We start from the raw sequence: 13227 nt of genomic DNA on the forward strand, positions 1-13227 counted from the left end.
ATGTCTGGTTTACGTCCCGCTATACTGTTACTGATTTTGCTCACCCTGATTACAGGGGGTTTGTACCCACTAATGACAACGCTGCTAGCCCAGTGGTGGTTCCCGGCACAAGCCAATGGTTCATTGATTATTGATACCACCGCGGTACGTGGCTCAAAGTTGATTGGACAAAACTTCACCGAGGCGAAGTATTTACAAGGCCGCCCTTCTGCTACGGCTGAAACGCCCTATAATCCCATGGCTTCAGGTGGCAGCAACCTGGCGGGAAGTAACCCTGAGCTGGATAAGGTGGTCGCGGCACGTGTTGCGGCGCAACGCGCGGCAAATCCGCAGGCTAATCCAGCGGTTCCCGTTGAACTGGTGACCGCATCAGCCAGCGGTCTGGACGGGCAGATCTCCCCGCAAACAGCAGCCTGGCAAATCCCGCGTATCGCCAAAGCACGCAATCTTCCGGTTGAACAGATCCAACGGTTGATAGACGAAAATACTACTCAGCCTTTGGTCGGTTTCCTCGGTAAACCGGTGGTGAATGTGTTGTTGGTTAACGTGGCGTTGGATGCTTTGCAAGCACCGTAAGCGACATCTACCAAAGCCAGGCTCAAAGGAGTTGTTATGACGCAGGAACCGCAGCGCCCCGATCCGGATAAGCTGCTAGAGCAGGTTAGCCGCCCAACACGCGGGAAGCTGAAAATATTTTTCGGTGCCTGTGCGGGCGTGGGGAAAACCTACGCCATGCTCCAGGAAGCGCAGCGCCTGCGCGCACAAGGGCTAGGTATTCTGATTGGCGTGGTGGAAACTCACGGGCGTAAAGAGACTGCTGCATTGCTTGACGGGCTGGATCTGCTGCCCGCCAGGCGCACGCACCATCGTGGACGCTGGGTTCATGAGTTCGACCTCGACGCTGCACTGGCGCGTAACCCTGCGCTGATTCTGATGGACGAGCTGGCGCACAGCAATGCGCCAGGCTCTCGTCACCCTAAGCGCTGGCAGGATGTGGAAGAGTTACTGGATGCCGGGATTGATGTATTTACCACCGTCAACGTGCAGCACCTTGAAAGCCTCAACGATATTGTCGGCGGCGTGACCGGGATTCAGGTACGCGAAACGGTACCCGACCCTATTTTTGATGCAGCCGATGAGATTGTACTGGTCGACTTGCCGCCCGATGATTTACGCCAGCGCCTGCACGAAGGCAAAGTGTATATCGCAGGCCAGGCCGAACGCGCCATTGAACACTTCTTCCGTAAAGGGAATTTGATTGCGCTGCGCGAACTGGCACTGCGCCGCACCGCCGATCGCGTTGACGACCAAATGCGGGCATGGCGTGATAATCAGGGTGAAGAAAAAGTCTGGCACACGCGTGATGCCATTTTGTTGTGTATCGGCCACAGTTCTGGCAATGAGAAACTGGTTCGTACCGCCGCACGCCTGGCAGCAAAACTAGGTAGCATCTGGCATGCCGTGTATGTCGAAACGCCACAGCTTCACCGTTTACCTGAACATCAACGCCGCGCTATTTTAGCTTCGCTTCGCCTCGCTCAAGAGTTGGGGGCAGAGACCACCACACTTGCCGATCCGGCAGAAGATAAAGCGATTTTGCGTTACGCACGCGAGCACAATCTCGGCAAGATTATTATCGGCAGGCGCACCACTCGTCGCTTCTGGAGCCGGGAATCCTTTGCCGACCGTTTAGCCCGCCGTGCCCCAGACCTCGATTTAGTGATCGTCGCCCTCGACGATAAACCCGCATCAGCGTCACCATCAGCCACGGACTCGCGCAGCTTTGCGGAAAAATGGCGCGTGCAGTTACGCGGCTGCGGGGTGGCGATTGCTTTATGTGCCATCACAACGTTTATTGCCAATCAGTGGCTGATGGACTTCGATGCCGCCAACCTGGTGATGCTCTATTTGCTGGGTGTCGTTATTGTCGCGCTATTCTACGGGCGCTGGCCTTCGGTGCTGGCAACTGTGATAAGCGTTCTTAGTTTTGATCTCTTTTTTATTGCCCCCCATGGCACGCTGGCGGTTTCTGATATTCAGTACCTGCTAACGTTCGCCGTGATGCTAACGGTCGGCCTCGTTATCGGTAATCTCACCGCGGGGGTGCGTTATCAGGCACGAATTGCCCGTTATCGCGAACAGCGCACTCGTCATCTTTATGAGATGTCGAAAGCCCTCGCCGCAGAACGCACTCCGCAAGATATTGCTGCCACCAGCGAGCTATTTATCAATAACAGTTTCAATGCTCGTACACAGTTGTTGCTGCCCAACGAAAATGGCCAATTAGAGCGGGTAAATGCCAGGGGCGAACCTCAAAACTGGGACGAAGCTATAGCGCGTTGGAGCTTTGATAAAGGCCAACCAGCCGGTGCCGGCACGGATACACTGCCCGGTGTGCCTTATCAAATTCTGCCGCTAAAAACACCGGAAAAAACTCTCGGCCTGTTAATTGTCGAACCGAATAATTTGCGCCAGTTAATGATCCCCGAGCAGCAACGGTTACTGGAGACCTTCACGTTACTGGCGGCGACTGCACTGGAGCGATTGTTACTGACCGCCAGCGAAGAACAAGCTCGGCTTTCCAGTGAGCGAGAACAAGTGCGCAACTCGTTGCTTGCAGCACTTTCACACGACTTGCGCACTCCACTGACGGTGCTTTTTGGTCAGGCAGAAATTCTGACGTTAGATCTGGCCTCTGAAGGTTCGAAACACGCTCCGCAAGCCAACGATATTCGCCAACACATCCTCAACACCACGCGCCTGGTGAACAACTTACTGGATATGGCGCGGATTCAGTCCGGTGGATTTAATCTGCGCAAAGAGTGGCTGACGCTGGAAGAAGTGGTCGGCAGCGCGTTAAAAATGCTGGAGCCAGGACTCGGCGGGCGGCATATTGATTTGGCGTTGCCTGACCCGCTGTTATTGATTCATGTTGATGGCCCGCTGTTTGAGCGCGTGTTAATAAATCTGCTGGAAAACGCCGTGAAATACGCCGGGTATAAAGCGGAAATTGGCATTCGTGCGCAGGCATCGGCTGATAAACTGGATCTGGAAGTCTGGGACAGTGGCCCCGGTATTCCTGTGGGCCAGGAACAGAAGATTTTTGATAAGTTTTCCCGTGGCAACAAAGAGTCAGCCATTCCTGGTGTCGGATTGGGTCTGGCAATTTGCCGGGCGATTGTCGAAGTTCACGATGGGAAAATTATTGCAGCCAACCGACCAGAAGGCGGAGCCAGTTTTCATGTTATTTTACCTCTGCCCCCACCACCTGAGCTGGCTGAGATGAACGAGGTTATGTGATATCAGTTTTGATTGTTGAAGACGAAAAAGAGATCCGTCGTTTTCTGCGCACTGCGCTGGAAGCCGAATCGCTGCGCGTACATGAAGCAGAAACATTGCAACGTGGTTTGCTGGAAGCCGCAACGCGCAAGCCCGATTTAGTCATTCTCGATCTCGGTTTGCCCGATGGCGACGGCATCGATTTTATTCGTGATTTTCGACAGTGGAGCCAGACGCCGATTGTGGTGCTTTCGGCGCGCAGCGATGAACAGGTGAAGATTGATGCCCTGGATGCCGGCGCCGATGACTATCTCAGCAAACCCTTCGGTATTGGTGAGCTGCAAGCGCGACTGCGCGTAGTCTTACGTCGCCATGCAAGTCTTGCGCAGCCCGACCCGGTTTATCAGTTTTCAAATATCAGCGTTGATCTCGCGAACCGCCGCATTACCCGCGATGGTGCAGAAATCCACCTCACGCCGATTGAATTTCGCCTGCTCGCCACGCTTATCAATAACCATGGAAAAGTGCTGACGCAGCGCCAGTTGCTTAACCAGGTTTGGGGGCCAAATGCGGTGGAACATAGCCATTATTTGCGGATTTATATGGGGCATTTGCGCCAGAAGCTGGAAAACGATCCCGCCCGCCCGACGCATTTGCTGACCGAAACCGGAATTGGCTATCGGTTCATGTTGTAGATCCGACAAACAAAAAAGGCGCCTTACGGCGCCCTCTTAAACTCTACAAATTACTTCGCGTTTTTCAGCACTTCGCTGACAATTTCTACCGCTTCTTTCTCAATTTGCAGGCGATGCTCTGCACCTAAGAAACTTTCACAATAGATTTTGTACGCGTCTTCCGTACCGGAAGGACGCGCCGCAAACCAGCCGTTTTTAGTCATCACTTTCAGGCCGCCGATGGATGCGCCGTTGCCCGGAGCCGCCGTTAAGCGTGCGGTGATCGGGTCACCCGCCAGGGTGCTTGCGCTCACCATTTCTGGGGAAAGTTTAGACAGTGCCGCTTTCTGTGCGGAAGTGGCGGAAGCCTGCAGGCGGTTGTAGCTAGGCGCGCCGAAGCGTTCAGCCAGTTCGTCGTAATGCTGCTGCGGGTTTTTGCCGGTTACAGCAGTAATTTCTGCCGCCAGCAGGCACATAATGATGCCGTCTTTATCCGTCGACCATGGTGTACCGTCAAAGCGCAGGAACGATGCCCCGGCGCTCTCTTCGCCACCAAAACCGAAGCTGCCATCGAACAGCCCGTCAACAAACCATTTGAAACCAACCGGTACTTCTACCAGTTTACGGCCCAAATCGTTCACTACGCGGTCAATCATTGCAGAAGACACCAGAGTTTTACCGACGGCAACATCTTTGCCCCACTGCGGGCGGTGCTGGAACAGATAGTTAATCGCAACAGCAAGATAGTGATTTGGGTTCATCAAACCTGCAGGAGTGACGATACCGTGGCGGTCGTAATCCGGGTCATTGGCGAAAGCCAGGTCGAACTTGTCACGCAGCGCCAGCAGACCTTCCATTGCGCACTCGGATGAACAATCCATGCGGATCGCGCCATCTTTGTCTAGATGCATAAAGCGGAAGGTTTGATCGACGTGATCGTTAACAATCGTCAGATCCAGATTGTAGTGTTTGGCGATGCGCTGCCAGTATTCGATACCGGAACCACCGAGTGGATCAACACCCAGCTTCAGGCCCGCTTTCTGGATGGCGGCCATATCAACGATATCCACCAGCCCTTCAATAAACGGCTGCACCAGATCTTGCTCTTGTACGTGGCCACTTTTCCACGCCTGATCAAGAGAGATACGTTTCACGTCTTTCAGACCTGCGGCCAGCAATGCATTGGCACGATCTTCAACAACTTTGGTGACATTAGTATCAGCCGGGCCACCATTTGGTGGATTGTATTTGATACCACCATCATCAGGCGGGTTGTGTGAAGGCGTAATAACGATACCGTCTGCCAGTGCACCGCCATTTTTGTTATGCGTCAGAATGGCGTGAGAGATAGCCGGCGTTGGCGTGTAGCCATTCGCCTGCTGCACAATGACATCCACACCGTTCGCAGCCAGCACTTCCAGTACGGAGATAAACGCAGGTTCAGACAGCGCGTGGGTATCTTTCCCCACGTAGCACGGCCCGGTAATGCCATTTTTTGCACGATCTTCTGCAATCGCCTGAGCAATCGCCAGAATGTGAGGCTCGTTGAAGTTTTGACGTGCCGCACTACCACGGTGACCGGATGTCCCGAACTTCACCGCATGTTCGCTATTCCCCACTTCAGGCTTCAGTACATAATACTGGGCCGTCAGTTGGGCTACGTTAATCAAATCGCTCTGTTGTGCCGGTTGTCCTGCACGAGGGTGGTTAGCCATTGGCCTTTCCTTCTGACGCGAGGTGTTAAATTGTGCCGCAAACCTTTTCAATCAATTCCGCCGGGAACTGCATTGATTGCATGATGTGTTCTATCATGCTGCATTTACGACCAGTATTGGTGTTAGTAATAACCCAGTATGGCGTTCCTGGAACATGCTTAGGTTTGGTCTGGTTTCCGTTTTGCAGCAACGTCTGTTCATTACCTGCAAAATAGACACGTGTACGACCATGCAGCGATTCAGTCGCTTCACCAAAAGCTTGAGCATCAAGTGTATACAGAGTTGAAAGCACCATCATGAAACGGTTAACCGCTTTCTTTTGCTCCGCATATTCATCGGACAGCAATAATTCACGAACCGCACGAACGCGATCGCGTGCTTTATTTACGGGTTTGGCTTCCGGAGCAGGTGCAGCAGTTGCCGCCGTCTGACCGGTAGTTGCTGGTGTAGCTGGAGTTTGGCCGGCGGTAAATTTCAACATGCGCCGTAAAATATCGGACGCGCTTTCACCAATGTGCTGCGTGTGGCTGGCAATATAGCGATAGAGCTCGTCATCAACTTCAATTGTTTTCATCTTAATCCAGTGCGATATCTTTTCTGAATTGACCCAAATAATTCGAGTTACAGGTAGGCGGCAAGGGAGCAAATCCCCAGGAGCTTACTAAAGTAAGTGACTGGGGTTTGTGAGTGCAGCCAACACCCCTGCAACTTGAAGTATGACGGGTATACAAGTTGTTGGGATTATAAGTACAAAACCCAACCTCGGGTAGCGCCAAGCTTTTGTCACACCACAAAGTCAGACTAAACTGGAAATTTGCGGCAGTGCGGCAGGATGCCGTTATGATACCCTAACCACACGAAGTAAAAAAAAAGAACTTTGCCATGAAATTGAATGCTCGCCTGCAAACTGCGCAACAATCGACTAGTAATTCCCCCATCGTCCTTATTCACGGTCTTTTTGGTAGCCTTGATAACCTGGGCGTGCTGGCCCGTGACCTTGGGCAGGATCATGATTTACTGCAAATCGATCTACGCAACCACGGGTTATCGCCACGAAGCGAAGAGATGAACTACGCCGCGATGGCGCAAGACGTCGTCGAAACGCTCGACGAGTATGGCATTGAGAAAGCCATTATTATTGGCCATTCAATGGGTGGCAAAGTGGCAATGGCACTGACTGCCATTGCCCCGGAACGTATTGATAAACTAGTGCTGATTGACATTGCCCCAGTGGATTATCAAGTTCGTCGCCATGATGAAATTTTCGCAGCGATTAATGCAGTTACCGAGGCAGATGTTAAAACTCGCCAGCAGGCCGCGACCGTTATGCGCGAGCATGTTGATGAAGAAGGTGTGATCCAGTTTTTGCTGAAATCCTTTGCCGATGGCGCATGGAAATTCAACGTGCCGGTATTGTGGGACCAATATGAGAATATTGTCGGCTGGGAAAACATTCCTGCATGGAATGAACCCGCGCTATTTATTCGCGGCGGGGCGTCTCCTTATGTTGATGAATCACATCGTAGCCAGTTGCTTTCGCAGTTCCCGCAGGCACGTGCGCACGTCGTGGCCGGGGCCGGTCACTGGGTTCATGCTGAAAAACCTGATGCTGTTTTGCGCGCAATCCATCGTTTTATCGACGAATCCGCAGCAAACTGATTAAAAACAAACCGACTGGCCGCAAGTTGCGGCTAACGCGTTGGCGCGCAAGCCATGCTGATGTATGATTGCGCGCTAAATTGCGCCAGAGCACCCCGCTCCGTGCCACCTGAATTCCCTGTCAGTAGTCTAATCATGGCAAAAGAACAAACGGACCGTACTACATTAGATCTGTTCGCGGACGAGCGTCGCCCGGGGCGACCAAAAACCAATCCGCTAACGCGTGATGAGCAATTGCGTATCAACAAACGCAACCAGCTCAAGCGCGATAAAGTACGCGGCCTGAAGCGAGTGGAGCTAAAGCTCAATAACGATGCGGTAGATGCTCTCAATCAGTTGGCTGAAGCGCGCAATATCAGTCGTAGTGAATTGATTGAAGAGATACTTCTCGAACAACTGAAGCAACATCTCAGTTAGTTTTAGTGCTATGTCCTGGTATGCAATTTTGCAGTCTGTGCACACCGGGGCGATAGCAGTTTCCGCACCACGAAGTGTTCTGCTATGATTGCCCTATCTGTGGCCAAATAGCAGCCACCATACCATTAAGTATCAAGAGGTTATTTTACTCATGGCAATCGTAGGCATTTTTTTCGGCAGCGACACTGGTAACACCGAAAATATCGCGAAGATGATTCAAAAACAGCTCGGTAAAGATGTTGCTGAGGTGCATGACATTGCTAAGAGCAGCAAAGAAGACCTGGAAGGCTTCGACATTCTGCTTCTCGGCATTCCAACATGGTATTACGGCGAAGCCCAGTGTGATTGGGACGATTTCTTCCCAACTCTGGAAGAAGTTGATTTCAATGGCAAACTGGTCGCGCTGTTCGGTTGCGGTGACCAGGAAGACTACGCAGAATACTTCTGTGACGCATTAGGCACTATCCGCGACATCATTGAGCCGCGTGGTGCAGCAATCGTCGGTCACTGGCCAACTGCTGGTTACCATTTCGAAGCATCTAAAGGTCTTGCAGACGATGACCACTTTGTTGGTCTGGCGATTGACGAAGACCGTCAACCAGAACTGACTGCTGAACGTGTTCAGAAGTGGGTCAAACAAGTTTCTGAAGAACTGAACCTGGCTGATATCATCAACGCCTGATTCCAGATGTGGCGCAACTATTAGGTTGCGCCACATTGATAGTTATTTCCGATTAAAATAATTGCTACAAATTTTTAACTTTTCAGTTTGTCCCTGTACAATGAACTCCTGACAAAATAGCTAACAAGGCAATCAAATCGCGACTCAACCGCCATTTCTTAGCTTGATTATGCATAATACTTGCGGTTCCCATTTAGAAGTGGCAGTTCTATAATGAGACGCATTCATCTTAACGCTCACCCTGAGTCCGAGCGAATCGTTAAGCAACAGGACAATTTCCGCATGACTGACAACAATACCGCATTAAAGAAGGCCGGCCTGAAAGTCACGCTTCCGCGATTAAAAATCCTTGAAGTGTTGCAGGGGCCGGTGAACCATCACGTCAGTGCGGAAGACTTATATAAACGTCTGATTGATATGGGCGAAGAGATTGGTCTCGCCACAGTTTATCGTGTATTAAACCAGTTTGATGATGCAGGCATTGTGACTCGCCATAACTTCGAAGGCGGCAAATCCGTGTTCGAACTCACACAACAGCATCACCATGACCACCTGATTTGCCTGGACTGCGGCAAAGTAATTGAATTCAGTGATGATTCAATTGAAGCCCGCCAGCGAGAAATCGCATCTCGTCATGGTATTCGTCTGACTAACCACAGCCTGTACCTTTATGGTCACTGCGCTGAAGGTGATTGCCGTACCGACGAAAACGCACACGAAATCAGCGAAAAGTAATCTGCACTTCCGGCATCCAGAATTGGGTGTCGGGTATAAAAAAACCGGTGAACAAACTCACCGGTTTTTTTATTGCCTGAATTCAGCGATTACTTATTGTTAGCGCGAATCTCTTGCCAGATTTTATCGCATTTTGCTTTCACGGCCTGGTCATTACCAGTATGGGTTGCCTGAATGCAGTTCTGGTAATCCAGGGTGCGAACCGTTTCTTTCTTCGCAAACTCCTGATGTTCCTTCTCCTGAGCCAGCACATTCAATACACTTTGGCAGGCCTGAATTTTATCCGGATTGCCTTCTGCGGTGTTAATACAGGCACTATACGCTTGCTTTAGTTTTGTATCTTCCGGAGCCGTTTTAGGTTGCTGCTGCGCACACGCACTCAAACCTAACGCCATCACCATAGTCAGTACGATTTTTTTCATGCTTGATATCCTTAAGAAAACCGGGCGCTTTCACGCCCGGATTCGAATCAGAAGATGGTGAACGGTGCGATGACGATGAATTTCACGTCACGCTCATCCTGGAAGATGTTGCCGTAACCACCGCCCCAGCTTGGGATGTCTGAATGGTTGTCGTACTGAGTGAAGTGCAGTTTGAACAGCGTGCCTTTCGCGCGACCATCCTGAACGGTGTACAACGCATCAAGGCTGTATGCAGATTCTTTCAGGCGATTATCCGCATCGTAGTAACCGTCAGTGGTTGGTTTAGAGCTTGGTTTAGCATCCCATGCGTACACATAAGAAGCACCCACTGCCCAACCTGCCAGATTCCAGTTGCTCAGGTCATACATCGCGCCTGCAAATACTGCTTTTTCACCGTTGGCGTTGAAGTCAGAGCGGTTATCCCACCACACATCAAGACGACCGTTTGAAGATGCATAAGTTGGGGTCATACGCTGCAGGAAGTAACCTTGCTGGCCATCGGCCTTAACAATAGTTCCTTCAAGACGCAAATCAACCTGTCCAACTCTGTATCCAAGAGTCAATGCCTGCAACCATGCAGTGCCATCGTACAGATCGTTAACGCTGCCATCAGAAACTTTGTCACGCGTACCGTAGAACTGGTAGCTGGTTGTTAACGGGCTACCCGCGATATCAAATTTGTAGCTTGCTTTGGTGAAGTACTGATCAACGTAGCCTTCAGCCTGGCCAAATGCCGCTTCGAGAATGAAATCATTTTTGAAGTCATACTTCGCACCAAGAGAGTGTAAATATTCAACTTTGGTGTTTTTGTCGTTCTGATAGAACTTGTCCATTTCCAGGTGCCATGGAGCTTTATACTCGTTGGTCCACATGTAGGAGAAGCTCAGCGCACCAGAATCGCCGTAATCAAAGTTTGCACCTGCTTCAGCGCCCTGGTAAGTACCAGGCATGAAGCTCCAGTGTGGTGCGAGCAAGGTTTGCCCGGTTGGCTGAATATAACCACCACGCGCCCAAACCGGGCCGTATTTGAATTTAGCTGCGGCTTTATAAAGGCTAATGCCGCTTTTATCACCGGAGAAATCTTCGTCGTAAGCTTTGTTTACAGAGGAGAATGCGATTTCGTTCGGGTGACCGCTGTCACCGTTTTCTGCCATTTCAATAGCAGTAAAGGCCGCAATATCCAGACCGAACATGTCAGCGGCGAAACCAGACTGGAAGTCCAGATTGGCGTTCCAGGTGGAATGCGCAAGGTTAGTTTCATATTTATCAGTCGTAACATCTTTACGGTCACGCTCACGCTGCCAGTAATAAACACCACCGGTCAGAGTCGAGTCATCCACAAAGCCTGCTGCGCTTGCCTGAGGGATGACTACCAGTCCTGAAAGAGCCGTGACACCTGCAATTGCAAGCGCCAGTGCACTACGTTTGCCACTAAACGTACGCATATATTATTCCTCTTTGACGTATCAATAATCGCCGGACGTTAAAAGACGCCTTATGGCGAAAAAAAGTAAAAATGCCTAACGGCTAAAGCGGTTATGGATATTTGCCCGCATTACTGCTGTGCTTAAGACTATTTTTCGCGACGCGAATTATCAACGACTTTGTAAGAGTTCATTCCGATATTATGACAGAGAGCACATAATTTATGAGCATTTGTAACAAATCATGCCTTGAGAGTTTTATCTTGATAATTACTATTTATAAAATACAAAACTCTACATGAGAGCGCTCACATATTTAAAAGAAGAATTTTTAATGTTCCGAGGTTGACCATAAAAAGTAGATAGGAAGAAGTGTAAATAACATTAATTCGCAACGCGAATGTGAAGATATATTTAAGCAAATGATTATAAAGCAAAAAAAACGCCGCGATTTGCGGCGTTTTTGTCAGATATTGACTTAGTAAAAAGGGGCTATTCGCCCATTTTCGCCCAGGTATCACGCAAGCCAACGGTACGGTTAAATACCAGTTTTTCGGCAGTTGCATAACGGCTATCCAGGCAGAAATAACCTTCGCGCTCGAACTGATACGCTTTGCCTTTTTCGGCATTTTGCAGACTTGGTTCGACGAAGCCTTGTTTGATAACCAGTGATTCCGGGTTAATCGTTGCAAGGAAATCTTCCGCAGCCCCTGGGTTTGCAACACTGAAGAGGCGGTCATAAAGGCGAATCTCAACAGGCAATGCGTGTTCCGCACTCACCCAATGAATCACACCTTTAACTTTACGGCCATCAGCTGGGTCTTTGCTTAATGTGTCCGGATCGTAGGAGCAATGCAGCATGGTGATATTACCTGCTTCATCTTTCTCAACGCGATCGGCTTTAATCACATATGCATTACGCAGGCGTACTTCTTTGCCCAACACCAGACGCTTATATTGCTTGTTAGCTTCTTCACGGAAGTCAGCACGATCGATATAGATCTCACGGATAAATGGCACTTGACGGCTACCCATCTCTGGTTTGTTAGGATGGTTAGGCATCGTTACCATTTCAACTTCACCCTGTGGGAAGTTTTCAATGATAACTTTAACCGGGTCGAGAACAGCCATAGCGCGTGGAGCGTTCTCGTTCAGGTCATCACGGATACAAGATTCCAGAGATGCCATTTCAACCGTGTTGTCTTGCTTAGTCACACCAATGCGCTTACAGAACTCACGAATAGAAGCGGCAGTATAACCACGACGACGCAGACCCGAGATGGTTGGCATACGTGGGTCATCCCAGCCCTCTACAACCTTCTCAGTCACCAGCTGGTTCAGCTTACGCTTAGACATGATGGCGTACTCGAGATTCAGGCGAGAGAACTCGTACTGACGCGGATGCGCAGGAATTGTGATGTTATCCAACACCCAGTCATACAGACGACGGTTGTCCTGGAATTCCAGCGTACACAGAGAGTGCGTAATGCCTTCCAGCGCATCGGAAATGCAGTGGGTGAAGTCGTACATCGGGTAGATGCACCACTTATTGCCAGTCTGGTGGTGTTCGGCGAATTTAATACGATAAATAACCGGGTCACGCATCACGATGAACGGCGATGCCATGTCGATTTTCGCACGCAGGCACGCAGTCCCTTCAGCGAACTCACCGTTACGCATTTTCTCAAACAGCGCGAGGTTTTCTTCCACGCTGCGGTCACGGTAAGGGCTGTTTTTACCCGGAGATGTCAATGAGCCGCGATATTCACGGATCTGCTCAGGCGACAGTTCATCCACGTACGCCAGCCCTTTATTGATCAGCTCAACAGCATAGTTGAACAGTTGATCGAAATAATTGGAGGAGTAGCGCACGTCACCAGACCAATGGAAACCTAACCATTCGACGTCGTGCTTGATGGAATCTACGAATTCGATGTCTTCTTTTGCCGGGTTGGTGTCATCGAAACGCAGGTTGCACTGGCCTTGATAATCTTGGGCGATACCAAAGTTCAGGCAGATGGATTTTGCATGGCCGATATGCAGATAACCATTTGGCTCTGGCGGGAAACGGGTGCAAATGCTGTTGTGCTTACCATTAGCCAAATCTTCATCGATAATCTGGCGAATAAAGTTAGTTGGGCGGGCTTCAGCCTCACTCATCGCGGGTTCCTCTGTGCAAAAACTTTAGTTATCGGCACATGATCTTATAAGCAAGCGTCG

General features: G+C 50.3%; 12 protein-coding genes. 7 read left to right on the forward strand and 5 right to left on the reverse strand.

Going from position 1 to position 13227, the window contains the following annotated elements:
* Genes kdpC through kdpE form a run of 3 tightly spaced genes read left to right on the forward strand, consistent with a single transcriptional unit; the run spans nucleotide 1 to nucleotide 3974 of the window.
* Nucleotides 1-576, forward strand: coding sequence for a potassium-transporting ATPase subunit KdpC (kdpC, locus tag LVQ77_RS06890; RefSeq protein ID WP_232904043.1), 576 nt, complete (start codon nucleotides 1-3; stop codon nucleotides 574-576).
* Between the two features lie 36 nt (nucleotides 577-612).
* On the forward strand, nucleotides 613-3300 hold the full coding sequence (kdpD, locus tag LVQ77_RS06895; protein WP_232904044.1) for a two-component system sensor histidine kinase KdpD: 2688 nt from the start codon (nucleotides 613-615) through the stop codon (nucleotides 3298-3300).
* On the forward strand, nucleotides 3297-3974 hold the full coding sequence (gene kdpE / locus LVQ77_RS06900) for a two-component system response regulator KdpE (RefSeq protein WP_232904045.1): 678 nt from the start codon (nucleotides 3297-3299) through the stop codon (nucleotides 3972-3974). Before kdpD ends, kdpE begins: the two co-directional genes overlap by 4 nt.
* A gap of 50 nt (nucleotides 3975-4024) precedes the next feature.
* On the opposite strand, the gene pgm is transcribed toward kdpE, so the two are convergent.
* Nucleotides 4025-5668 (reverse strand): phosphoglucomutase (alpha-D-glucose-1,6-bisphosphate-dependent), encoded by a 1644-nt coding sequence (gene pgm, locus LVQ77_RS06905; RefSeq protein WP_232865143.1) that lies wholly within the window; start codon nucleotides 5666-5668, stop codon nucleotides 4025-4027.
* Between the two features lie 25 nt (nucleotides 5669-5693).
* Nucleotides 5694-6242, reverse strand: coding sequence for a replication initiation negative regulator SeqA (gene seqA, locus LVQ77_RS06910; protein ID WP_154149798.1), 549 nt, complete (start codon nucleotides 6240-6242; stop codon nucleotides 5694-5696).
* A gap of 308 nt (nucleotides 6243-6550) precedes the next feature.
* On the opposite strand from seqA, the gene ybfF reads away from it, so the two are divergent.
* The 4 genes from ybfF to fur all read left to right on the forward strand — a co-directional run bounded on the left by ybfF (nucleotide 6551) and on the right by fur (nucleotide 9161).
* Nucleotides 6551-7327 carry an esterase gene (gene ybfF, locus LVQ77_RS06915; RefSeq protein ID WP_232904046.1) on the forward strand — a complete coding sequence of 259 codons (777 nt, stop codon included), beginning with the start codon at nucleotides 6551-6553 and terminating at the stop codon, nucleotides 7325-7327.
* A gap of 135 nt (nucleotides 7328-7462) precedes the next feature.
* Entirely contained in the window at nucleotides 7463-7744 is a 282-nt protein-coding gene (gene ybfE, locus LVQ77_RS06920) for a LexA regulated protein (protein WP_064517087.1), read from the forward strand.
* Nucleotides 7745-7895: 151 nt separating this feature from the next.
* Nucleotides 7896-8426: a flavodoxin FldA gene (fldA, locus tag LVQ77_RS06925; protein ID WP_034456675.1), complete on the forward strand. Its 531-nt coding sequence runs from the start codon at nucleotides 7896-7898 to the stop codon at nucleotides 8424-8426.
* Nucleotides 8427-8708: 282 nt separating this feature from the next.
* Nucleotides 8709-9161 carry a ferric iron uptake transcriptional regulator gene (gene fur, locus LVQ77_RS06930; protein ID WP_034456677.1) on the forward strand — a complete coding sequence of 151 codons (453 nt, stop codon included), beginning with the start codon at nucleotides 8709-8711 and terminating at the stop codon, nucleotides 9159-9161.
* 89 nt (nucleotides 9162-9250) lie between these two features.
* Here fur and chiQ read toward each other — a convergent pair whose 3' ends face one another.
* The 3 genes from chiQ to glnS all read right to left on the reverse strand — a co-directional run bounded on the left by chiQ (nucleotide 9251) and on the right by glnS (nucleotide 13167).
* The gene (chiQ, locus tag LVQ77_RS06935) at nucleotides 9251-9583 is read right to left on the reverse strand and encodes a ChiQ/YbfN family lipoprotein (RefSeq protein ID WP_232904047.1); all 333 of its coding nucleotides are present in this window, start codon (nucleotides 9581-9583) and stop codon (nucleotides 9251-9253) included.
* Between the two features lie 47 nt (nucleotides 9584-9630).
* Nucleotides 9631-11028: a chitoporin ChiP gene (chiP, locus tag LVQ77_RS06940; protein ID WP_151992868.1), complete on the reverse strand. Its 1398-nt coding sequence runs from the start codon at nucleotides 11026-11028 to the stop codon at nucleotides 9631-9633.
* 471 nt (nucleotides 11029-11499) lie between these two features.
* On the reverse strand, nucleotides 11500-13167 hold the full coding sequence (gene glnS, locus LVQ77_RS06945; RefSeq protein WP_232904048.1) for a glutamine--tRNA ligase: 1668 nt from the start codon (nucleotides 13165-13167) through the stop codon (nucleotides 11500-11502).
* Nucleotides 13168-13227: the final 60 nt, after the last annotated feature.

Origin of the sequence: Buttiauxella cochleicola (genome assembly GCF_021282435.1) — a bacterium.
Classification (GTDB): Bacteria; Pseudomonadota; Gammaproteobacteria; order Enterobacterales; family Enterobacteriaceae; genus Buttiauxella; species Buttiauxella massiliensis.